This window comes from Lentilactobacillus diolivorans DSM 14421, assembly GCF_001434255.1.
GTDB classification, from domain to species: Bacteria; Bacillota; Bacilli; order Lactobacillales; family Lactobacillaceae; genus Lentilactobacillus; species Lentilactobacillus diolivorans.
This window is the reverse complement of sequence record NZ_AZEY01000105.1, coordinates 79,402-102,951: the sequence shown is the minus strand read 5'-3', so window position 1 is coordinate 102,951 and position 23,550 is coordinate 79,402. Positions and strand designations below refer to the sequence as shown.

The 23,550-nt window shown below is 41.5% G+C and carries 20 protein-coding genes; 10 read left to right on the top strand and 10 right to left on the bottom strand.

Features of this window, described 5'->3' with window-relative positions:
- Positions 1–75: 75 nt before the first annotated feature.
- Entirely contained in the window at positions 76–1,287 is a 1,212-nt protein-coding gene (locus FC85_RS13695; protein ID WP_057866078.1) for a serine hydrolase domain-containing protein, read from the bottom strand.
- Between the two features lie 646 nt (positions 1,288–1,933).
- On the opposite strand from FC85_RS13695, the gene FC85_RS13690 reads away from it, so the two are divergent.
- From FC85_RS13690 to FC85_RS13670, 5 genes are all read left to right on the top strand, one after another.
- Positions 1,934–3,553, top strand: coding sequence for an FAD-dependent oxidoreductase (locus FC85_RS13690; protein WP_057866077.1), 1,620 nt, complete (start codon positions 1,934–1,936; stop codon positions 3,551–3,553).
- A 248-nt stretch (positions 3,554–3,801) separates the two neighbouring features.
- On the top strand, positions 3,802–5,421 hold the full coding sequence (locus FC85_RS13685; RefSeq protein ID WP_057866076.1) for an APC family permease: 1,620 nt from the start codon (positions 3,802–3,804) through the stop codon (positions 5,419–5,421).
- Between the two features lie 149 nt (positions 5,422–5,570).
- Entirely contained in the window at positions 5,571–6,164 is a 594-nt protein-coding gene (locus FC85_RS13680; protein WP_057866075.1) for a sugar O-acetyltransferase, read from the top strand.
- Between the two features lie 133 nt (positions 6,165–6,297).
- Positions 6,298–7,908: an APC family permease gene (locus FC85_RS13675; protein ID WP_057866074.1), complete on the top strand. Its 1,611-nt coding sequence runs from the start codon at positions 6,298–6,300 to the stop codon at positions 7,906–7,908.
- 686 nt (positions 7,909–8,594) lie between these two features.
- A complete protein-coding gene (locus tag FC85_RS13670; protein WP_057866073.1) occupies positions 8,595–9,059 on the top strand; it encodes a hypothetical protein in 465 nt (154 codons plus the stop codon).
- A gap of 294 nt (positions 9,060–9,353) precedes the next feature.
- Here FC85_RS13670 and FC85_RS13665 read toward each other — a convergent pair whose 3' ends face one another.
- From FC85_RS13665 to FC85_RS13625, 9 genes are all read right to left on the bottom strand, one after another.
- On the bottom strand, positions 9,354–9,974 hold the full coding sequence (locus FC85_RS13665; RefSeq protein WP_057866072.1) for a hypothetical protein: 621 nt from the start codon (positions 9,972–9,974) through the stop codon (positions 9,354–9,356).
- Positions 9,975–10,058: 84 nt separating this feature from the next.
- The gene (locus tag FC85_RS13660; RefSeq protein ID WP_057866071.1) at positions 10,059–10,820 is read right to left on the bottom strand and encodes a sulfite exporter TauE/SafE family protein; all 762 of its coding nucleotides are present in this window, start codon (positions 10,818–10,820) and stop codon (positions 10,059–10,061) included.
- 223 nt (positions 10,821–11,043) lie between these two features.
- Positions 11,044–11,859, bottom strand: coding sequence for an energy-coupling factor ABC transporter ATP-binding protein (locus FC85_RS13655; protein WP_057866070.1), 816 nt, complete (start codon positions 11,857–11,859; stop codon positions 11,044–11,046).
- Positions 11,846–12,688 (bottom strand): ABC transporter ATP-binding protein, encoded by an 843-nt coding sequence (locus FC85_RS13650; protein ID WP_057866069.1) that lies wholly within the window; start codon positions 12,686–12,688, stop codon positions 11,846–11,848. Before FC85_RS13650 ends, FC85_RS13655 begins: the two co-directional genes overlap by 14 nt.
- Positions 12,661–13,455, bottom strand: coding sequence for an energy-coupling factor transporter transmembrane component T (locus tag FC85_RS13645; protein WP_057866068.1), 795 nt, complete (start codon positions 13,453–13,455; stop codon positions 12,661–12,663). The genes FC85_RS13650 and FC85_RS13645 overlap by 28 nt, the downstream gene beginning before the upstream one ends.
- Entirely contained in the window at positions 13,455–13,997 is a 543-nt protein-coding gene (locus tag FC85_RS13640) for an ECF transporter S component (RefSeq protein WP_100733233.1), read from the bottom strand. The genes FC85_RS13645 and FC85_RS13640 overlap by 1 nt, the downstream gene beginning before the upstream one ends.
- Before the next feature lie 488 nt (positions 13,998–14,485).
- On the bottom strand, positions 14,486–15,823 hold the full coding sequence (locus tag FC85_RS13635; RefSeq protein ID WP_057866067.1) for an APC family permease: 1,338 nt from the start codon (positions 15,821–15,823) through the stop codon (positions 14,486–14,488).
- 222 nt (positions 15,824–16,045) lie between these two features.
- Positions 16,046–16,327, bottom strand: a complete 282-nt coding sequence (locus FC85_RS13630) for a hypothetical protein (protein ID WP_157051299.1) — start codon at positions 16,325–16,327, stop codon at positions 16,046–16,048.
- Positions 16,328–16,336: 9 nt separating this feature from the next.
- Positions 16,337–17,359: a cation diffusion facilitator family transporter gene (locus tag FC85_RS13625; protein WP_083485144.1), complete on the bottom strand. Its 1,023-nt coding sequence runs from the start codon at positions 17,357–17,359 to the stop codon at positions 16,337–16,339.
- Between the two features lie 48 nt (positions 17,360–17,407).
- Here FC85_RS13625 and FC85_RS13620 point away from each other — a divergent pair, with 48 nt between their 5' ends.
- The 5 genes from FC85_RS13620 to FC85_RS13595 all read left to right on the top strand — a co-directional run bounded on the left by FC85_RS13620 (position 17,408) and on the right by FC85_RS13595 (position 23,512).
- Positions 17,408–18,001 (top strand): TetR/AcrR family transcriptional regulator, encoded by a 594-nt coding sequence (locus tag FC85_RS13620; RefSeq protein WP_057866066.1) that lies wholly within the window; start codon positions 17,408–17,410, stop codon positions 17,999–18,001.
- A gap of 300 nt (positions 18,002–18,301) precedes the next feature.
- Positions 18,302–19,909: a YhgE/Pip family protein gene (locus FC85_RS13615; protein WP_057866065.1), complete on the top strand. Its 1,608-nt coding sequence runs from the start codon at positions 18,302–18,304 to the stop codon at positions 19,907–19,909.
- A gap of 200 nt (positions 19,910–20,109) precedes the next feature.
- On the top strand, positions 20,110–21,240 hold the full coding sequence (locus FC85_RS13610) for a hypothetical protein (RefSeq protein ID WP_057866064.1): 1,131 nt from the start codon (positions 20,110–20,112) through the stop codon (positions 21,238–21,240).
- A gap of 229 nt (positions 21,241–21,469) precedes the next feature.
- Complete coding sequence (locus tag FC85_RS13600) at positions 21,470–22,087, top strand: ECF transporter S component (RefSeq protein ID WP_057866062.1); 618 nt, start codon at positions 21,470–21,472, stop codon at positions 22,085–22,087.
- Positions 22,088–22,090: 3 nt separating this feature from the next.
- Complete coding sequence (locus tag FC85_RS13595; protein WP_057866061.1) at positions 22,091–23,512, top strand: aminotransferase-like domain-containing protein; 1,422 nt, start codon at positions 22,091–22,093, stop codon at positions 23,510–23,512.
- The last annotated feature ends 38 nt before the right edge of the window (positions 23,513–23,550 follow it).

The following is a 23,550-nucleotide window of genomic DNA, read 5'->3' as shown; positions in this document are numbered from 1 at the left end:
TCCCCCCTAAAAATAGTTGTCATCCATTTTCGAGTCGAAAATCATCCAATCTTCTTTCGACTACAAAGATTTCACCTAAGTTAATGTCCCCGCCATCACTTGGTCATATAATGTTTCCGCCAAATTCTGGATCGAAACAGCCGGCCGATAATTATTAGTTAAAAGAACGACACCGAATTTACCATTGCGCGATTCAAACAGAGATGATTCATACCCATAACCAATTCCATGTGAACGAATCCCATTCGGTTGGTTATAAACACCGCCGCCATATGTCGAAGAACTGCCAGGCGTATGAAGGGTCCTCACATTACGCAGCGATATCACTTTCCCACGCAGTAGATAATGCTCTGCTTTAAATAACTCAAATGGCGTCATATAAACTTGACCGGTTCCAAGTTCATTAAACATTGAAGCACGAGGTTCATTAAAAGCTTTTTGATAATTTTGGCTAACCTGTGTTTTTTTTAGGTAGCGATAACCCGTTGTTTGATAGACTGTCACCGGCTGATCTTGGACAAACCCAGTGCCTTTAAGATGCATTGGCTTAGTGAATACCTGAGAAAAATACTGTTGATAACTTTTATGAGTCAATCTGGCAATAATTCCAGCCAACAAAACGTAGTTAACCGGTTGATAATTCCATTTGCCAAGATTGGCAGCTTTACTCGATAGATGCTTAACCGCATAGTCAACAACCTGATTCTCTTTGAGAACTTTATTTGAACCAAGTTGTTTCATTGCAATTCCCGAGTCCATATCAAGCAAATTTCTAATTTCAATCTGCTTGGCATTTGGAATTGATGGATAAAAGGTCGCCAACCGAGTCGTTAAGGACAGGCGCTTCTCTTGAATAAGTTTCATGACGCACGCTGCCGTTAACGATTTCTGGATTGACAGAATTTGAAATTCTGAATTGGTTCGATTCTTTACCCGGCCAAGATAATTTGCATATCCGAAAGCCTTCCGATAAATGAGTCGATCATTTCTGATAATAAGTGCAGATCCGACGAAATGATTCTTTCTTAAATATCGTGTCACGTTATTAGCTGGTGAATTGGAACGATTAAGATCTAGTTTTTGTCGTTGGGAAGTCGATGATTGATTATTGTTATTTTTCGAATGATCACTCGCCGACCGTCGATCACGCGCCTTCTCTTTTGCTGGTTGCCGAACAACCGCTTGGCGGACATGTTGTGAATCTAATCGCCAAACCGTCAGTGCACCACCGACACAAATAATTGTCAGAATCAATAGGCCGGATGCCCAAAGACGTCCCCGTTTCATCAAATCCCCCCCTTATTAAAATATGTATATCACAGGCTAAGTCAGATGTGAGATTGATGTTGCAGTCCACATGGCCCTTGGTGTGAATTCATTAAATGTGATATTTGCCATTGTCAATTCAAACTACCGGCCCAAATCAATATGGTTCCCAAGGTACGCCAACTTTCCAATAAAAGGCAAGCAACGAATACTTTACATCGGCTTACATTGCCTGCTATTAAAGCAAGCATAAAAATGGTTTACGATTCAGTGGTTCTCGGTTTCCGATATCAATCACCTCTTTTTGTAAACGAATTCACATATTTTTCCATATTGTAATCCCCTAATAGCCTGTTAACAATTAATTAAACCTATTATATTCTGGGAGCTTTCAATGACAATCTCTTCCTCAAAAATGACCCCTGCTTTTAGATAAGCTTTAGTATCTTTCGTATTCCGTTAAACATTTTTTCCTGATTAGGAATCATTTACCGTAAATACATAACCAAACAATGAAGTTCACCATTAAAGTTATCCAATTTTCAAATTGGACGTTTAATTAATTGATCTTCTTAGATATCCATGTATGATTAAACTAAGAATGTGAAATCGTTATCATTATGAGAATCATCGCGGTAGTTTACAAATCCTTTAGGAGGGGTCAACCATGAAAGTGCTAGTTATCGGGGGAATTGCGGGCGGACCATCATTCGCCACCAGGCTTCGTCGAATTAATGAAGATGCCAACATCATTTTATTTGAACGTGGCTCGCAAATATCAGTTGCAAGTTGTGCATTGCCCTACTATCTTGGTGGCGTCATTAAAGATCGATCGGCAGTCATTGAGCGGACACCAGAAATTCTTAAGCAAAAGAACAATATCGATGTTCGAATCTTTAATGAGGTCACTGCCATTCATCCAGACACAAAGTCCGTTGACGTTAAGAATCTCAGAACCGGCGAAACTTATTCGGAAGATTATGACGACTTATTGATTGCTACCGGCGCCAGTCCAACCGTCCCGAATATCAAGGGATTAGAAGATGCCGACAACGCATTTGTATTAAGAAGTATGGATAGTGCTGACAAGATCAAACACTTTTTAGACACTCAGCACCCGAAACATGTCACCATCCTCGGTGCTGGTTCGATCGGTATTGAAACGGCTGAAGCATTTGTTCGAAACGGAATTGACGTCACAATTGTCGAACAATCGGCTCACGTTGCTGCGCCGTTTGATCCGGAAATTACCGACATTGTCGCCGAAGAACTTCATAAGCACGGTGTCCACGTCATTCTCAACCAAAGTTTTACTGAGGTCCAATATCACGGCCATCAGGTTGTATTGAGTGACGGCTCAAGCCACCCAACTGACATGCTCTTTATTGGGACTGGCGTTAAACCAAACAGCGAGATCGCTGCCGCGGCTGGCATTACCTTATCTGATGATAACCACATTATCATTGATCATCACTTGCAAACTAATCTGCCTGATGTTTATGCGATTGGGGATGTCGTTGAAACCACCAGTTTAATCACCGGGCTACCAACACCAAGTCTGCTTTCAAGTGCTGCTAATCGTCAAGGCCATTTGCTGGCCGATATGCTTAGTGGCAATCCATTTGAAACTGAGTACAAAGGGTTTATTGGCGCGGGAGTTTCCAAATTTTTTGACTTAACAGCCAGTTATGTCGGATATACCGAACAGTCACTTAAACAATTAGGAATCACAAACTACCAAACCGTCTTTATCACGCCGTTCGACCACGCTTACTTTTATCCAAATGCCGACCGGGTAAACTTAAAACTGATTTACGAAAACAAAACCGGTAAGATTTTAGGTGGTCAAGCTGTCGGCCGAAACGGGATTGATAAACGAATTGGTCAACTTTCAGCAGCCATCACCGGAAACTTAACGGCATTTGACCTGCCTCAATTGGAAATTCCATACTCACCACCTTACTCAGCAACGCGAGACGTTTTAAACATTGCCGGCTACATTGCCATTAACCAGCAAACCAACCAATATGAAACGGTCAAAGTTAGTGATATTCCGGCTGACGATTTGACCAGTGCGACTTTCCTTGATATTAAGGAACCCGGAAAGTCCACTACCGGCTCAATTACCCCAACGCTGAATATTCCACTCTCACAACTCCGTGATCGGATCACCGAAATTCCTAAAGATAAGAAAGTGTACATCACCTTCCGAAAGGGCATTGGCCCCTATAACGCCAGCACAATTTTAGCTGGTAAAGGTTATCAGGTCGCGATGATTACCGAATAGTTTTATATCTCAATTGATTAATCAAGCATCCAGGTATGCCTAACGAACTTAGGATATCTGGATGTTTTATGATTCAGGTAAAGAACCTTGCCCTTTTTCCAGTCACATCACTCGGAACATTTGGGAACCACGATTCAACAAATGTTGCCAGTCTAGCAGACTGACCACAGCCTCAGGCAATTTTAATTTTCTTGCAATTTCTCTCATGCTTGGCTAAACTTAGCTGTAACACTGAATGGAGGAACGACATGGATTCTAAACATACGACAAAAATTGGCCTGTTTCAGCTGGTCATGCTGGCACTGGGGTCACTCATCGGTTCTGGGTGGCTGTTCGGTGCATGGGAGGCTTCAAGGATCGCCGGGCCGGCTTCGATTATTTCCTGGGTAATTGGTGGCTTGGTAATCGGCTCCGTCGCTTACGATTACGTTGAAATCGGCGCGATGTTTCCAGAAGCCGGCGGCATGAGCAAATATGCTCAGTACTCTCACGGCTCGTTACTCGGCTTTATCGCGGCTTGGGCAAATTGGATTTCACTAATCACCTTAATTCCAATTGAAGCTGTCGCGGCGGTGCAATACATGAGTACCTGGCCATGGGCATGGGCAAACTGGACTCACCAATTTCTACATAATGGGGTAATTACCAATTTAGGTTTACTCGTCGTCTTTGGCTTCATCCTGATTTTTACGCTTCTCAATTATTGGTCCGTCCGGGTCTTAACCGGATTCACCAGCTTGATTTCGATTTTTAAACTGGGCGTCCCAACACTAACAATTATTATGCTGACCCTCTCCGGCTTTTATCCTCAAAACTACGGCAGCTCAATCCACGACTTTATGCCATATGGCACCGCACCAATTTTTGCCGCAACTTCTGTGGCAGGAATTATTTTTTCATTTAATGCCTTTCAGACTGTCATTAATATGGGAAGTGAAATTAAAAATTCCCGGAAAAATATTGGCCGGGGAATTGCGATCTCACTCATCATCAGCGGGATTATTTATATTATTTTACAAAGTACCTTTATTACATCCCTTGATCCGGCAATGATTGCCAAATCGGGATGGCACGGCATCCAATTTAATTCACCGTTTGCCGACCTCGCTATCTTACTAGGCATTCACTGGTTGGCCGTCTTATTGTATATGGATGCCTTCGTCTCACCATTTGGAACCGGTGTTTCATTCGTGGCCTCAACCGCCAGAGCACTGTACGCCATGGAAGGTAATCACCATATCCCCAGCTTTATCGGTAAAGTTAACACCACCTATGGCATTCCGCGGGTTGCTCTGATTGTCGATACCTTTCTTAGCATGGTCATGGTCTCGATTTTTCGATCATGGGCTGTTCTGGCAACCGTGATCTGTACTTCAACCTTAATTGCGTATTTAACCGGACCCGTCACTGCCGTTTCATTCAGAAAGATGGGGCCAAACTTCAATCGGCCCGTTAAATTAAAACATCTTAGTTGGATGGCACCGTTTTCTTTTGTGCTCGCATCACTGGCAACCTATTGGGCAATGTGGCCAACAACCATCCAAGTCATCTTGGTCATCTTACTTGGGCTTCCTTTCTATTTTTACTATGAATATAAAACAGGATTTACCAGTACCCGAAAAGCTTTTTGGTCAAGCTTGTGGATGATTGGTTATCTTATTTTTATTTCGGCAATGTCCTATCTGGGCAGTCATGAATTTAATGGTATCAATTGGATCCATTACCCGTACGATTTTGTCGTGATCATCATTGCCTCGCTCGGATTTTATTATTGGGGCGTTCATAGCTGGCAAATATTCCCGGATTATTACCAAGCTAAAAAATTAAATGAAACGGTGGTTACTGAGAAGGAAACATCAACAAAGTAGCAGAGTAAGATGAAAAACACTTCTCGTTCTATATGTAAGCCGGGCTGAGACAAAAGTGATTTTGTCCAGCCCCTATTTTTGTAATCACGATTATTACCAAGCGAAAACGTGAGATAATAGGACCCAAATCAGTCAAAGGAGCCTTCTAGATGAAAACCGAACTTGATAAATGCCTTAGCGGCGAATTATATGATGCCCACGATCCTGTTTTTAAACAATTCAAACAGACGGCCACTCGCTTTCTCCACATCTATAACAATACCAACTATGATGAATCCGATAAGCGGACTCAACTCCTAAAAGAAACGTTGGGCAGCTTGGGTGATGACGTATCTGTTGGCACCCCATTTCTTTGCGACTATGCTAGAAACATTCACATTGGTAACAAGGTTTCAATCAACATGGGTTGCAGCTTGATGGATTCCAATGTGATTACAATTGAGGATGAAACAATGATCGCACCAAATGTCCAAATTTATACAGGTACCCACCCTGTTAAACTACAGGACCGGCTTAATCAGGATTGGGAGTCTCACCGGGAACAACACTTTATCCGTACCCGCGCGCTACCAGTTCACATCGGCCGTGGCTGCTGGATTGGTGGCGGCGTGATTATCCTACCTGGGGTTACAATCGGTGACGGCAGCGTGATTGGTGCTGGAAGTGTCGTTACCAAGAACATTCCAACCAATGTGGTAGCTGCCGGTGATCCATGCAAGGTCATCCACCCAATCGATAACTAGTTCTCTCACCATTTTCTAATAATTTCTTTACTTCCCTGCTATGACAACGATCAATCCAACACATGTGTTTTCAATTATTTGCATTAATCTATGGGTTTGTTACACTAGTTGTCATTGAAAACAGGAGGTACAAATGGATTCTAAAAATACGACAAAGATCGGACTTTTTCAACTAGTCATGTTAACACTCGGTTCCTTAATCGGATCGGGCTGGCTCTTCGGGTCTTGGGAGGCCTCTAAGATTGCCGGTCCAGCATCAATCATTTCCTGGGTCATTGGTGGCCTGGTTATTGGTGCGGTTGCATACGATTATGTAGAGATCGGGGCAATGTTTCCTGAAGCTGGCGGAATGAGTCGCTATGCTCAATATTCACATGGACCATTACTTGGTTTCATCGCATCTTGGGCCAATTGGATTTCATTAATTACTTTGATTCCAATTGAAGCTGTCGCAGCTGTCCAATATATGAGCACGTGGCCGTGGTCATGGGCAAACTGGACACATCAGTTCTTGACAAAAGGGACGATTACAACCCCCGGCTTAATGGTGGTTTTTCTATTTATTATCGTCTTTACTTTGCTAAATTTCTGGTCAGTCAAATTACTAACCAGTTTTACAAGTTTAATTTCTGTCCTAAAAATCGGCGTTCCACTGCTAACAATTATCATGCTGACTGTTTCAGGCTTTTATCCTGAGAACTATGGTCACTCAATTCATGAATTTATGCCATACGGTTCAGCACCTATTTTTGCGGCCACTTCAGCAGCCGGGATTATTTTCTCGTTTAATGCCTTCCAAACGGTCATTAACATGGGAAGCGAAATTAAGAAGTCCCGTAAAAATATTGGGCGTGGTATTTTGATTTCATTGCTCATCAGCGGTGTTTTGTATGTCCTATTACAAAGTACCTTTATCACGGCTTTAAAGCCTTCAATGATTGCTGAACACGGCTGGGGTGGAATTGATTTCAATTCACCATTCGCTGACTTGGCCATTATGCTTGGCATTCGCTGGTTATCCGTTCTACTGTACATGGATGCTTTCGTTTCGCCAGTCGGAACCGGCGTTTCCTTTGCCGCCTCAACCGGTCGCGCCCTCTATGCCATGGAAAGTAATCAGCATATTCCAAGTTTCATTGGTAAAATTAATCAAAAATACGGAATTCCCCGAGTTGCGATGCTTGTGAATCTCGTTCTCAGTATGGTCATGGTATCAATCTTTAGATCTTGGTCAACGCTGGCAACCGTTATTTCAACCTCGACATTAATTGCTTACTTGACCGGACCTGTGACGGCAGTCGCCTTTCGAAAAATGGCGCCGAACTTCAAACGGCCGGTTCGCTTAAAGAATCTCGGCTGGATGGCTCCGGTTTCGTTCGTTTTAGCTTCACTCGCTGTTTACTGGGCCATGTGGCCAACTACGGTCGAAGTCATTCTGGTCATCTTACTTGGCCTGCCATTTTACTTCTACTATGAATACCGGGCAGGCTGGGTCGACACCAGGAAAGCCTTTTGGTCGAGTATGTGGATGATTGTTTATCTAATCTTCATCTCAATTATGTCTTATGGTGGCAGTCACCAATTCAATGGGGTTAATTGGATTTCGTATCCTTATGATTTCTTGGTCATTATTCTTGCATCACTGGCGTTTTATTACTGGGGCGTTAAGAGTGCTCGGATCTTCCCTGACTTCTATCAAGCAAAATCATTGAACGATACGGTTAAGGTTGAGGATGACGATTAGCCATTCACTTAATTTGAAATTTGATTGGACTAAGAGCTGGGAGAATAATCATTTTGCCCAGTTCCGTTAATGTAAACACGATGATTATTGAATAAAAATGCGGGACAAAAGACACCTTCCGGCCATATAAGCCCCCTAACTTGATATTCCAAAATCAGGAATATCTTGTTGAACTTGTTACTTGGTTAAAACGTGGACCCAGCAAGCAGGCTCCGGCCATATAAGCCCCCTAACTTGATATTCCAAAATCAGGAATATCTCGTTAAACTTGTTACTTGGTTAAAACGTGGACCCAGCAAGCAGGCTCCGGCCATATAAGCTCCCTAACTTGATATTCCAAAATTAGGAATATCTCGTTGAACTTGTTACTTGGTTGAAAACGTGGACCAGCAAGCAGGCCCCGGCCATATAAGCCCCCTAACTTGATATTCCAAAATCAGGAATATCAAGTTAGGGGGCTTATATTCTGGAACCTAACCGCTTGCTGGTCCACTCTAATCAAATAAAAAAGCCGACGATTGCAAGAATGCAACTGTCGGCTTTTGGCACATATGCGCCCCTGCCAAGGTGCTTTTATCATACACCAAAACTTATCTAAAATCTGGCTAAATTTGAATTAACCAGCTAATCGGCTATAATATTAACCATCAACCCGTTCTCGTACTCAATTTAAAGGAGTGAACCAATTGAAGAAGATGCTATCGATCCTATTAGTCAGTTTATCGCTAGGACTTGCTTTTCTCACAGCTAATCAGCAAACTGCCGCTGCCAATTCCGATACGACGATTCCAACCGCTTTTCGAGGCACTTGGTATCAGTACGCCGGCCAGAAGCAGTGGAACGTTACCAAAATTACTAAACATTCATTTCAAAATTACATGGCAAATAGTAAGAAACACCGAATTAGCAGTAATCTAATTACTGCGACCCCATCTACCAGTGGTGATAATAAGCTTTCAATTGCCAAACATAAAACCAAATCCCGAACCGCTTACACGTTCTTTCCAGACAAAAATAACGGCTATTTCTGGATCCAAACCGCTAAAATAAATGGTAAAAGGCAAAAAGTTTTGGTTAACTTTACAGTGCAACCAAAGATGTCGGTCATTTCAACTAAGGGCCAATACACAAAAGACTACAGTTATAACTAAATCTTGATCAGTGGGAAGGAGCGGCACAAAAGTTGTCTTTCTCGCTATTTTTACTAGATAACAATCATGATTATCAAGAGGAGTTGGGCAAAATCATTTTTGCCTCAACTCCTCTTTGTTTATTGTTGTAATAACGATTATTGCCAAGTGAAAATGCGGTAACAAAAAATCACGACAACATGATCATCAACCATTCTTGTCGTGATTACTAAGTTGACTCTCCACGATGGATTAGCATTAACTTATTGGCCAACTTTCTCATAGATTAAATAACCAGCGTCGCTCAACAACCGACTAATTCCTAACCATATCAGGTTCCGGCTGACCATTTAAATCAATGGCAAACCGAATCAAGACTAAACTATCAGGGGTAACCGGCAAACTGTCAATATAGACTTCACGATGCTCATTGGGCCGAGTTCGCTTATAATTACCTTCCTTAATTGTCTTGTTTAACACTTGGAATGCCTGACAATTTTCGCTCTTAATTGGACCATGGTTAATGGTTTGGACTTCAATACCTTCTGCTAATTGCTCAAAGTGTAATTCCTCACGATGCGTATTCACAAAATGGATTTTTTCCAAAGCTGCCTTGAAGGCATTTTCATCAATAAAGAGTGGCTGCTTAATCCAAATTTTAAAGTCTTCTCCGTCATCGGTCTTTCGCCAAACTGCTTGAACCGGGTATGGTACATAAGCTTTAAATCCAGAAACTGGAATATCTTCTTCAGGTCCACCACTAATGGTTTTGGCAATCCGAGCAGCCGCTTTAGCCAGTCGTAGAAATTCAGGATCATCGGTGTGCTTAGTGGCATGTCCTTCAGCCGTAATGTAACTTCGAGTCGTTAAATCAACGAAGTGGGCGTGCTCACTCTTACTATATTCATCTGGTTCATAAGTTTCCCAATTAAACATTTTCATCCCTCCTCCTTGCCCTCAATTTAAACCATAACCCCTATCATTGGCAAATAATGTGACTGAAAATGTAATCGTTATCATTCAATTTATGAAATCCCAAATGACTTTACCGAAGAAAATCAATAACACGACAATGATGATTGGCCGCGCAATCTTGCTGCCATATTTTTTATAATAAGCTGCACCTAAAAAATTAGCCACAATACTAAATACCCCAGCTGTTAATCCCAGCAGCATGATGACCTTACCGCTTAATAGAAAGACGACCAGTGCAGTTACGTTGGTGGTTAAATTAATGACTTTGGTATTACCGGCCGCTAAATTAATCGGCAAATGAGCAACACCGGTTAATAGTAGAATTAAAAAGGTCCCGGTCCCCGGCCCATAAAAGCCATCATAAACTCCTAAGCACAACGAAATGATAAGGGTCAGGATAAACTGATAAATTTTTAATTTGGTCGAATCAGCCAACTTGGAATTTAACGCATGTCGATTTAACAATAAGTAACCTGCCGTTGCCGGCAAAACAATTAATAAAATTAATCTGAAATAGGTATCAGAAATATGTAAGGCAATGTGCGCACCAATCGTGGATCCGATAATTGCCGCCAGAACGGAAAAAAAGGCCAGCTTAACACGGATATAGCCGCTGCGAGCAAACTCCGCGGTAGAAATAACGGTGCCCATTGCTGAAGATAGCTTGTTTGTGCCCACCGCAAAGTGCGCAGGCAGCCCCGCCATTAGGTACGCGGGAAGGGAAATCAATCCCCCGCCACCAGCAATTGCATCAACGAATCCCGCCAGAAAAACCAATGGGCAGACAATTAGAAACTCATGAAGCACAATCGATCATCTCTTTTTAGGTTAATGTTTTCATTATATGCAAAAGGATTGGTCACCACAATGACCAATCCTTAATGTTTATTACTTTTAATTAAATGCTACTATTATCATTATTACCGAGCGGAAACGTGCGCCAAAAGGCAACTTCCTGCCACGTAACCGACTTTCGTCCCACTCTTTAATGTTTGTTACTTTTAATTAGATGTTGCTATTATCATCTTTATCAATTTAAATTGTTGGCAACTTGTTTATGCTCCCTGCAGTAATCCTCTGGGGTTAAATAAACCGAGTGATCACCTAATGCCCTCGTTATCGTCATAATTCTTGGTGGCAGCAATCCCACCCGCTTAACCAGTCCTGAATTACCAAATAAGGCTGAAGGTGTCCCGGAAAAGGTAATCTGACCATGCGCCATCACGTGAACTGTCGAAAATTCAGCCGCTACCCAATCCATATCATGAGTAATTGTGATCACCTGATGGCCACTTTTTACAAGTTGATGAAAAATATTAGTCATTCGTTTTCGACTGGGCCAGTCTAACGACATCATCGGCTCGTCAAACAAATAAATTGCAGGATTAATGGCCAAAACCGTTGCAAACGTTAATAACTTTCGTTCAGATAACGAAAGGTCATATGGATTTTCGGCTGCTTTATCAGCTAATCCAACCGCAACCAAAGCTTGATCAGCCGCTCTTTTAATCATCAATTGATCCGATTCAATTTGAGAAAGCCCCCAGGCCACTTCTTTTTGAACCGTTGCGTTAAATAATTGATCATCTGGATCTTGAAATGTCACGCCAATTTGTTTCAACTTTGCCTGTGGTTTCAACTCATCTATTGAAACGCCATTAATCATAATGGTCCCTTCTTGCGGTGTTATCAATCCGATCAGTAACTTTAACAAAGTTGATTTACCAGCGCCGTTCTGACCAACAATTGCGGTTAGTGGACTGTCAAAAGATTGCCGATCAATTTCCACCTGAAATGAGTGTTCTGGATAAGTGTAACGCAACCCACTAATTTCAATTTGCGGCATAATAAGCCTCCTCTAATTGTTGATTGGTAACCGGAAATTCGTCTGCTCCACCAGGGATTGACCACTTCATTAATTTTGCCAATCGAAACACAGTCGGTTCAGCAAGCTGCCAGTCCGGCTTCAGATGATTAAAAACAGTCAGCGGTTTTCCTGCCGCAACTAACTCGCCAGCTTTCAGAACCCAAATTTGGTCAGCAATTTCACAGAGATCGTCGACTTCATTTGACACAATGAAGATCGTCTTTTTTTCAACACTGACTAACCAACTGAAGAAATGCTGACGTCCAAGTGGATCCATTTCACTGGTGGGATCATCTAAAACCAAAATTGACGGATCAGTTACGATTGCTGTGGCAATTGCCAGCCGTTGTTTTTGTCCGCCAGACAGCGTTCCCGGTGATTGATTTAATTGGTCGCCTAACCCCAACTGATCGGCAACATTGAGGACTCGCCGTTTAATTTGATCGGCTGGAACTCCTTGATTAATGAGGTCAAACGCAATTTCATCGGCAACCGTATCGGCAAGCCCACTCAATTGACCAGCCGGATTCTGCAGCACAACACCGGTTTGCTGATTATACTTCTGCCAATCCAGATTTGGCGATAATGATCCAACTTGAATGGTTCCCGTTACATCACCTGAAATAATTGTTGGTACAATTCCGGCTAATGCCCGACATAACGATGTTTTACCTGCATGATGATTACCAATGATGCCAATAACGTGCCCAAATTCGGCGTCAACCGAAATATGTTTTAGCGCGGATGTTTCAATCCCTCGGTAACGTAGACTTAAATTTTCTAAATGAATTTGCTGCCGATTATCCATAATTTCCACCCAATCAATATAATTGCTAATAAACTCAAGCCACGATGATTAACCATTTCGTGCCGATAAAGATTTGCCGATTTTAGTGCCACCCGATGGGGACTATTAAAGCCACGTAATCGCAGGGCGATCGACCGTTCCATTGATTGATCAAGCGTTTTGATCACTAACGGAACCAGCACTGGTAAAATTGATTTAATCTTTTCAAGAATGGTTTTCTGTTGATTAATGCCACGTGCCCGTTGCGCCATTTGAATTTTTTTCATGTTGGCCATCATTTCCGGTAAAATATAGCAAACCGACATCAATACATAGACCGCTTTATAGGAGAGACCGACCTGCTCCAAATATTTAGAATTTTCTGACACTGTAGTCGTTGTCATAAAAAAGCTGGTTGCTAAAATAATGACAAAAATTCGACACCCCATCGTTGCTGCATACAACAGCCCTTCTTGATAGAATCGAATCCCGACCACTGAAACCAACAGAGTCTGATTGTGACTGTAAAAGAGGCCCTGAATAATCAGCATTGTAAAAATTAAGAATGAGCTGAATTCAATTGCGTGAACCGCCGACTTGCCGGCTTTCGAAATCAGTAGAATCACTAGCGCAACGAATACAAGCGCAATTTCAACTAACAAATTGGTGAAACAAAAGCTTAGTAAGGCCAGATCAAGGGCCATCAATAATTTCGTTACCGGATCAATTACCGACGTCCAGCCACGGTGAGCTACCGAACCTTGTAAAATTGAATTTGGTTCATTCATTATTTATCATCCCTGAAAAAGCGAATCATTCGCTGTGGCAGTTGCCGATAGATAAAGAATGCCAAGTAGGCAACAACAACTTTATCCAAAATGTCCAAAATAAATTCATCAGTAAATGATGAAATCCAAACCGGAATGTGATTAGCGATCATCGCAGCGAAAATTGAATCACCCCAAGGAATCCCAGTTTGGCCACCCCAAAAAATGACATTGAGTGGTGTTGAAATGACAGCAGATACAATTGCAATAATAATAGCGGATACGAATACTTTCTTTGCGGATGAAAACCATCCCTTGGCGTGGAGAACCCCAACGGCAATCCCAATGCCAATACTAGTAATTGCGTAGACCGTTGAAACCGGCGATAGCGTCAATCCATAAATGACGTTATTAATAAAGCCACTAATTGCACCAGCCACCGGGCCAGCTAACATACTTGCCAGAAAAGTTCCCAACGTTCCTAACCAAACCGGTAATTTTAACCCTTCGGCAAACGCCTTGGCAACATAATTAATTCCGACTGCTGCAGGAATCAACGTCATCGTTGCTGTTGACAACCGAATCTTCCAGATACTTGAACGCTTAATATTTTGGACTCTCAAAATCCGCACCTCATTTGCTTAATTATTTTAAATAAAGGTATAAATCACTTTTATTTAAAAGTAATTTATACCTTTAATCTAATTAAAAACATTGTACGACTGTTTTGATAAAAGTCAAGTCGACTTTAATAGTTTTTGCGGTTGTGACTTGGTCTTTTTTCTCCTTGAAGCTTATGTTTTGTTTAATACGGAATATTTTGGAGTGAGCTGGCTACCGAGTCTAAACGTGCAAAAGAGGAGCAAATCCCGGCCATATAATTGACTTAACGGAATATTCCAAAATCAGGAATGGCTGGCAGCCGAGTCTAAACGTGCAAAGCAGAAGCAGCCCCCAGAATATAAGCTCTCTAACCGGATATTCCAAAATCAGGAATATCCGGTTAGAGAGCTTATATTCTGGGGCCTAAGCGCTTCTCTTTGCACTCTCTCTACAGTACCTTATCCCCCTCCGCGATATCTCTTCTCAATCCCTTTGCCTGCCGGTCTCTGTCATCATACCAGTACCACAAACCACTCAGCGCAAAAACGATGATTCCAGCGACGATTAATTCAACCGAAAAACTCAGGATTAGATACAGTGTGACCAAAAACGCCAAGATCGGAATTAATAATCCCCCCGGCAGCTTAAATCCTTGCGGTAACTTTTCATGCTTTCGTAATTTAATTGACGCCAAAATTGTCGGAATATATTGCACGAATGATGTAAAGACAATCGCAGACGCTAGGAATAAATAATTTCCTGAAAGCAACATAAGCCCACAAATCGCGCATGATAACAGTAGTGACACGATCGGCACACCACGTTTGTTCTGATGTCCCAAAACTCTCGGCAACAATTGGTGTTCGGACGCTAGCGAGCTCGCAATTAGCGGCGTTGAGAATGAAATTGATAGCGCCACTCCCATAATCGAAATCAGCATCCCCACCAACGCAAGATCATAACCAAACTGCCCGGCAAAATGATAGAATGATGCCGCAATTGGGACATTATCTGTCGCTAAATGACTACCAGAGACGCCAATTGCAGCAAATTGTACAATCATATACAATAAAGCCGATGTCAGTAAAACCGCAATTAAGGCTTTAGGCAGCGTTTTTTCTGGATTTTTCATTTTAGAAGCGGCAATCGGCAGAAACGAAAAGCCGGTAAACATGTAGAAAACCATCCCAAAGCCTTCATTAAAACGACCGAACAATGGGCTTGAATTGGTTGTCGCACCGGTTAGATTTGCAAAATTGGCATGTCGAACAAAGAATAACCCCGCCACCACAAACAAAATCAACACACCCATTTTGGCAACCGTCGAAATATTATCCACCCAATCCATAAACTTTGATCCAAATAAATTTAAACAAGTCAAGATCGCCAAAATACCAAGTGCCACAATTAAATAATTTCGATGGACATCAAGACTGGGAAAGACACTTCGCAAACTTGTCACAAACGCTGAAATTTCGGTGGCCATTGTAATGATGCCCAGCAACCATGTAAAAATACCGATTTCAAAACCGGCAAATCTACCAAATGCTGTATACGTATATAACCAGGCACCGCCATCTCCCGGAATTTTACTTGCCAAATTGGCAAAACACAGTGCAATCATTAAAACTGCCACCCCGGCTAGTGGCATTAACAGCAAGCTTAAATCACCCAATTTGGCATAAATCCGACTTGGCATTAAAAATATTCCGGAGCCAATAATGCCGTCGACACCTAACAAGAAAACGCTTAGGAAACTTAACTGCTTGATTTTCCCAGATGACATTTCACTACTCCCCCTTCAGCCAATTTTCAACCCGATTGTGTGATGTAATCGGTATCACAAGTTGTCTTTATCTTAGCATGTGCCAAGAGGCAAACGTAGTAAAATGTCTTCGATAATGAGGTGTTTTTAGAGACTCTAACCCATCTCCAGAAAAAGCTTATTTTAAAGATATCAACTTTGAAGGGCAAAATACGGGACAAAAGGCGCTTAACAAAATAATGGCTAACGAAAGTCAATCAGCAATAACCCAACTAAAAAGCAAACCTCAATAAACGTAATCGACAAAATACCGCCATCATCATAAAATTTATTAAAAATAAGGCCACTCACTGATTTAAATAAGCTATATAGAAAGATGAGCGTATACACGCCAAAAATGACGTGCATTATCGAGTTACTAATATAAAACGCACCATAAAGCACAAATGAGAATAGACAAAATGCATCAACAAGTCCCCACAAATAAATATTTTTAGACGTTGGGTGAATAAGTTTGTCCATCATTGACATCTCCTAAGTTTTTGGAATTATCATCATTATAAACCCAATCATTTCGAAACAAGTCCAAAGTCCATTGACCAACCTACAAATCGGCCGTTTTCCGGGAATCGTTTCAAGACAGCAATACAGAACTGGGAATTCTGCCTGCAGGTGCTCCTTGACATCCTTGCACAATTGATGGCTCTCCGTAACCGTCATTTCACCGGCAACTTCAATTTGAGCATCAATGATCATATTGTCACCAGAATATCGACTATCAATAAAGCAAACCTTGGCAATCCGTTCATTGCTCATCATATTGGCTCTAATTTTTGCTCGAATGACCGGATCGAATCCATTTGATAATTTACTGGCACTGGTGCTAATGATCTGAGAACCATTGTAAATAATAAAGCACCCCAGCAAAAGAGCCGAGACTGTGTCAAACCAACGAATTTTAAATATGACCGCCACAAAAATCGCAAACATTGTGCCAAACGAAGTTGCCGAATCACTTAGATAATCTTTTGCGGCTGCTAATAGAGAACTACTCATCATCTTTTTACCAATCACTTTATTAACAATATATTCACCCAACATTGTCAGTCCTGAAAGCAGCGCAAAATAAACAGCATTTCGACTAACTGGCTGTCCATGACCATGAATGATCATGATTAAATGTAACCAGCCATTCCAAATACAATCCACGCCTACTAAAACCATCATCAATCCTGCTAAAAATACGGCCAAACTTTCATACTGCCAATGCCCTTCCAAATGAAATTTATCGCGTGGCATTTTTGAAAATCCTAATCCGACAATCAGCAATAATGCTGAAATAATCCCGGTAAAGTTATTTTCCCCATCCGAAAGCAACGCAACTGAATGGGTTTGTTGACCGACTTTTATTTCCATTATTGAAATGATAGTATAAATAACAAGATTCAGATAGAGTAACTTCCGTGCCCGTTGAATTTTTTGCACACTGCGTTTTTCAAGAGACACTGAGGTTTCAATCCGATCTTGCCCGACAACCTGTTTATTAATTGGATGCATGTCTTATCGCCATCCTCGAAATGCTATATTAGAAAGAAAGTTACGCTAGTGAAACCTAATTTAAAGGTCGTTAAAACTGAACAACTTATTCAAAAGGCGTTTATAAAAATTGTTTCCCAAAAGAGCTTTAGTAAACTCACCGTTAATGCAATTATTACCGAGGCCCATATCAGCCGTGGCACATTTTACCTTCACTATGCCGATAAATTTGACCTTCTTGCTCATTACGAAAGCGCACTACTGGCAGGAATCACAACCATTTTCCAACGCTTTCCCAAACCATTATCATCAGATAATCCGTTACGAACCAATCAGAATGCTTTCTATCAGCTCTTTAACTATCTATCTAAGAACCGTGAACTAACCAATGTTTTACTTCAGAACCCTGAATCAGATATTGTCAAACGAGTTAAAGCACTGATCTTCAACGAAATTCAATTAACTGGTCCTTCTGAAAAATCTGCCGATCAACTACCAATCCCGGAAGACTATGCGCGCGAAATTATCGTTCAAAATATTCTGGTGATTATCGTCTTTTGGTTAAATAAAACCACCCCCGAAAATCCCGAAGTCGTTTTTAACATTTTCTTACGCAGTCGACAATTATCGCCCATCGACCTTTCGAGGATCTTATCAAAGTAAACAGCCGCTGATAATGGATTGACCAATCAAATTAACGACCTGTTCATACCCAATAGTTTGATATCTTAATCCCTGTTTGACAATATGCAGTTAGGCTCCAAATGTTCATTTAAATCCCCCGAGCCATAACTAAGAGGTGGGGCAACATTAGACTTGCCACCATCTCTTTTACTGTCCTAACGATATAACCCATTTGGTTTGAGCAAATAGACACTTTGACATTTTTTGCATATTGAATCGCGACTAAAAAAGGTTAGTCTTTTCAAATGAACATAATGTTTATTTGAAGGAGCGATAAAAATGATTAAAGAAGAATGGAAATACCTAACCAGCAGGAAAATGATGATCGTCGTTTTAATTGCAATTGCTCTAATTCCAGCAATTTATTGTTACTTATACCTGTCGTCAATGTGGAATACATATGGTGAGATGGCTCATATCCCAGTTGCAATTGTCAATCATGATCGACAAGTCACTTATCGGGGGAACAAGATTGATATCGGTCATCACCTCGTTAAGAACCTCAAGAAATCAGATTCACTAGACTATCATCAAGTTGCTCAATCAACCGCCGATAAAAACCTGACTCATGGAAAATATTTTATGATCCTCACAATTCCAAAAAACTTTTCTCATGACGCGACAACGCTACTAAGTGGTTCACCTCGCCACCTACATTTAAAGTTCAAAATTAATTCGGGAGAAAATTTTATTGTTTCAAAAATGACCAGAGGTGCGATTACCGCGATTAAACAAAAAGTTGCCGCTCAGGTCACGACTCTCTACGCGACAATCACCCTCAAGGCGCTAAAAGGTGCCACTCAGGGGATGCAACAAGCAGCTAATGGAAACGAAAAATTAGCCAGGGGTGCACGAAGACTGCATACCGGCTTGACAAGTACCAGTTCCGGTACAATCGCTCTAGCTAAAGGTTTAACCAAATTCAAATCCGGCACAACCCGGTTAGCGGTTGGCAATCAGCAAATAATCACCGGTTTAAAACAGCAGCTGACTCCTGCTTCAGCAACAACTTTATCCCCAGTAATCAAAGCCAACAGGCAATTTTCGATCGGTCTTAATCAGCTGGCTTCAAATGTTGGGCGCCTCCAATCCGGCACCAACAATATGTTGACTGGGGAAACAGCTCTCAGGACTGGTACCAATCACCTTATTGCCAACAACCAATTAATCAGTCACGCGTTGTCAACCGGCTCAAATCGCCTTAAAACCATTCATACCGCCACCCAGAATGCCAGGATAATTGCGAATCCCGTCAAAGGATCTACCAATGACATTGCCAAAGTCCCTAACAACGGAACTGGAATGGCACCATTTGCCATCGCCATTGGCATCTACGTTGGGGCAATCGCATTAGGAACCATGTATGATGGTTATTTACCGAGAAAAAAGCCGCAGCACGCAATTAACTGGTGGGCAAGTAAAGCTTCAATTATTGGTGGTGTCGCGGTTATTGAATCAATTTTACTGTATGTTACTTTGACAGATGCCAATAAGCTGACAACGGTTTCGCATCCCCAACTCTTTGCATTACTGTTAGTTGGCTCAATCCTATTTTTATCACTGATCTTTTTCCTAAGAATCTGGCTCGGGGGATTTGGCACTTGGCTGGTTTCAATTATTTTAGTATTGCAGCTCTCATCATCCGGTGGACTCTACCCAACACAGCTATTAAATTCATTGGCAAAGGACATGAACCCTTGGCTGCCAATGACCTATTTGATTGACGCATTGCGGTCAACAATTTCGACCAATCAACCAATTCAAACGGATATGATCATTATGGTTGGCGTTATCATCCTGTTAAATGCACTCATTCTATTGAAATTTAAACTCGATCTAAACAAACCACTCATGACGCTAACCGACCCTGACTTAAGTGATAATTAGTTTAGAGAATCGGTCAATGGTATAAATAGCAACGTTGTTCGAACTCAGAAACAAACTTAATGGATATTCATACCTTAACTACTACAAGCAGCTTCATTGTTTAGGTATCATTCATTTACTTTTTTCAATAGATGACGGTTGTCGTAATGCCTCTTTTCAATTAAAATTAACACACTATGTTTTGATAAGGGGAATCAACTGTGGACTACATTAAACAATTGCAACACTTAACCGATACCAGCCATGCTTCATTAGCGCAGAAAATTGGTATCTCGTCAACCACTCTGAACCGTATTCTTGCCGGCAACCATATTTCCCAACAAACGGAAAATAAAGTTGTTGACTTTCTACATAAAAATATCGATCAAGCCAAATTGTTTCTGGATGAGACGTATGTTGGCAACATGGACCATGCTACAGAGATGAACATCTCCTGTGTTTTCGCTATCACCAGTCATGCGTTTCATAATTTTAAAAAAATCGTTTATCCGTTAGGTTGGCGAAAAGGCGACGAGGTCAAAGCTGCCGGCAAAGATATTGCCATGTTAGGCGACTTACTATCCACTACCAAGAGCGATGAGTTACAAACTTTTTATACCAAAACATTAACAAAATATAACGAGGTTGCCGGACTACAATATTTATGCCCTTACATTCTGGCAGTCATGGAAACACTCGAAACCATTAGCATCGAAAGAATCAACGACTTAGAAATTGTGATTGACACTCGAAGTGAATTTTTCGCAGATAATTTAACAGATTGTCAAAAAATTTTGGCAACATACTTACCATTAATCGGTTGCCACGTTAAAGAACTTAAAGTCTCTTCCTGCAAGAGCCGAGATCTCATTGGTTTACAATACGCCGATTTTGTCGCTAATTTATCGACAAGAGGATCGCAGGAAATTCTCCAAGATGCTCAAATTAATCCAACCGTTACTGAGCAAAATATTCGCGATCAAAAATTATTGATGATCTCCGGTCTTCATCAAAGAACCATCAGACATGCGCTGGCGGCTGGGAACACATTGGCTATGAGTGATGGGGCATCAGCCACGATTGAATATCTACTTAACGATATTCGCCAAGTTGCTTATCAAGAACGGTTTAGTGATGATCGAATTTATTTCAATAAATTAAAGCAGGCTTTAAAACTCTGCATCGATAATTTGCCTAATAAAAATGATCGGCAACCAATTCTCAGCTACAAAGGAACAAGATTTATTGATCTGGAAGCTCGCGCATGTATGGCGTTACATACCGATTTAAGTGCAATCGAATTAGAAACAGAGCAGTTTAATCAAGTTAAGGAATTAATTGATTCATTGTAAAGAATTATCGTTTGTTTCTTTTAAAAAGGAAAACCATAGCAGGTTTATTTTGCTTAGTTTTCCCTTTTTTTACGCGGTGAAGATCATTACCGGATTAATCGCTCTGTTGGATATCAATAATGCTTTACCAATTGGTTGGACTTTTTTCCAACCAATTGGTGGTTCTTATCAATGCCCTTTATTTTTATACTGAATTTATTCAATATTAATTTAATCATGAAGGGAATCAATGCATATGACATCATCTCATCGTTTAACACCTCAGCGGCTGGTTTTACTCTCCTTGTTTATCGCAATTATTATCGTCCAATCAATTGTGCCTTTCTGGGGTTACATCACAGTTGGCGTTGTTAGCATCACGCTAATTCAATTAACGGTGGCAATTTCCGCAATTTTGCTGGGCAGCCGTGCTGGCGTGCTAACTGGGTTTGCTTGGGGATTACTTTCATTTATTCGATCATGGACATCACCGGCCAGTCCTCTAGCGGTTCTTATGTTTCATAACCCATTCATTGCGATTCTGCCAAGAATGCTGGTCGGATTATTTGCCGGAATCGTTTATAATATGATCAGAAAACGAAAAGGTCAAGTTCTTGCTGCAAGCTTGGCCGGATTAACCGCATCAGTGACCAATACCATTCTGGTGCTGGGATTAAGTGCCATTTTTTTCATTGGGTTTCACGCAACAATGGGAAGTATTTCCGGCGGCCAATGGCTCTGGATTTTAGTCGGGATTGGCACTAATAACGGGATTTTTGAAGGTATTTTTTCCTTTATTGTGACACCAATTATCGTTACCCCACTATTACGATCAAGCCACTTTAAACATCTTTTACAGGGAGATTAAATTATGGACTGGTACCTTGACCGTTCCGCGCATACTTTTTGCTACCAACAATTGATTGATCGAATCCAAACTGCCATTCAAAACGGCGAGCTATTACCGGGCGAAAAGCTCCCCTCTGAGCGTCAACTTGCTACCATGCTGGGGATTGACCGGTCAACTGTTAATCGCGCTTATAGTGAGTTGGCTGCCAGTAACATTGTTTCTCGAGTTGTCGGGCAGGGAACCCGAATCCAACAGCAAAACACCCCACAACAAGCCAACTGGTTGGCATATCTGCGCACCCATTCCAATGCGTTCGACACCCTAAATGAAACTACCCAACAAAAAGAACTGTTAGATTTAGCAACCAATATTCTACCAACTCAGCTTTGGCCAACATTGCCATCAGTGAAGTTCCCCCACTACCTACCCAAAGAGGGGTCGCAAGATGCTGTTTTGGGACTATCCAAACTTCGGCACCGAATTCTAAGGACGATGATTTCAAAGGAATTACAATCTCAAATTGATGATCCTCAGGTTCTGATTACTTCAGGAATTCAACAAGCTTTCACGCTCTTAGTTGAGGGCTTACTAGCCCCCGGAGATTCCGTGGCAATTGAATCGCCTTCTTCGTTACATCAACTGAAAATTTTTCAGTTGCTTGGAATCCGAATTTATCATGTGCCAATCACCCAAGCTGGTCGCTTGAGTCTAACTCAACTAAAAAAATTAAAGCGCCAACATCAAATTAAATTGCTCTTCGTTATGCCTAATCTCCAAAATCCAACCGGAACGACCATGACCCTAGTCGATCGCCAAGAATTAGTCAACGTTTGCCGTGAATTGTCGTTGCCAATCGTTGAAGGAGACCCATTTCAGCCACTCATCCAGTCAACGTTGCCAACGCTGTTTAGTTTGGACCCCAATAATGTCATCTACGCCAGCACCCTCAGTTTGCTAATGGGCACTCAAGCTCGGATTGGCTGGCTGCTCGGCCCTGCACATGTCATGACGCAACTGGGGATCTTACGCGATAAGCTTGGTGAGCGAATTGGATTAGCCCAACAATTAGTTGCCGAGGAGTTTTTACACAGTCCAGCCTTACTAACCCAGCAACGACACCTCATCAAGGCATTATCAATCAAAAGACATCACTTGCTACAGAAATTTCAACCACTGATTCAACGTAAATGGCTGAGCGTGACACCCACGCAAACCGGCTTTTTCCTATGGGTAAATCTACTAAATCTGCCGCCATTACAACCTCACGATTACCAACTTTTTCGTGAGCACGGCCTATTAATTTTACCCGCCTACTATTTTGGAAGTCCAAACAACGGTCTCCGAATTAGCTTTGTCGCGTTAAAGGATCCTCAATATGACCAACTGATAATAAAACTTGAAGCAGCCTTAAAACAGTTACACCAGCAGTTTAACCATAAATGATTCAATCATCTTATCCAATTTTTAATCCAAAAATGATG

Bases quoted from the DNA above. Each gene is read 5' to 3' on its own strand.
- FC85_RS13695 (WP_057866078.1), bottom strand. From the start codon at position 1,287: ATGAAACGGGGACGTCTTTGGGCATCCGGCCTATTGATTCTGACAATT.
- FC85_RS13690 (WP_057866077.1), top strand. From the start codon at position 1,934: ATGAAAGTGCTAGTTATCGGGGGAATTGCGGGCGGACCATCATTCGCC.
- FC85_RS13685 (WP_057866076.1), top strand. From the start codon at position 3,802: ATGGATTCTAAACATACGACAAAAATTGGCCTGTTTCAGCTGGTCATG.
- FC85_RS13680 (WP_057866075.1), top strand. From the start codon at position 5,571: ATGAAAACCGAACTTGATAAATGCCTTAGCGGCGAATTATATGATGCC.
- FC85_RS13675 (WP_057866074.1), top strand. From the start codon at position 6,298: ATGGATTCTAAAAATACGACAAAGATCGGACTTTTTCAACTAGTCATG.
- FC85_RS13665 (WP_057866072.1), bottom strand. From the start codon at position 9,974: ATGTTTAATTGGGAAACTTATGAACCAGATGAATATAGTAAGAGTGAG.
- FC85_RS13655 (WP_057866070.1), bottom strand. From the start codon at position 11,859: ATGCCGCAAATTGAAATTAGTGGGTTGCGTTACACTTATCCAGAACAC.
- FC85_RS13650 (WP_057866069.1), bottom strand. From the start codon at position 12,688: ATGGATAATCGGCAGCAAATTCATTTAGAAAATTTAAGTCTACGTTAC.
- FC85_RS13645 (WP_057866068.1), bottom strand. From the start codon at position 13,455: ATGAATGAACCAAATTCAATTTTACAAGGTTCGGTAGCTCACCGTGGC.
- FC85_RS13640 (WP_100733233.1), bottom strand. From the start codon at position 13,997: ATGACGTTGATTCCTGCAGCAGTCGGAATTAATTATGTTGCCAAGGCG.
- FC85_RS13635 (WP_057866067.1), bottom strand. From the start codon at position 15,823: ATGTCATCTGGGAAAATCAAGCAGTTAAGTTTCCTAAGCGTTTTCTTG.
- FC85_RS13630 (WP_157051299.1), bottom strand. From the start codon at position 16,327: ATGATGGACAAACTTATTCACCCAACGTCTAAAAATATTTATTTGTGG.
- FC85_RS13625 (WP_083485144.1), bottom strand. From the start codon at position 17,359: ATGCATCCAATTAATAAACAGGTTGTCGGGCAAGATCGGATTGAAACC.
- FC85_RS13615 (WP_057866065.1), top strand. From the start codon at position 18,302: ATGATTAAAGAAGAATGGAAATACCTAACCAGCAGGAAAATGATGATC.
- FC85_RS13600 (WP_057866062.1), top strand. From the start codon at position 21,470: ATGCATATGACATCATCTCATCGTTTAACACCTCAGCGGCTGGTTTTA.
- FC85_RS13595 (WP_057866061.1), top strand. From the start codon at position 22,091: ATGGACTGGTACCTTGACCGTTCCGCGCATACTTTTTGCTACCAACAA.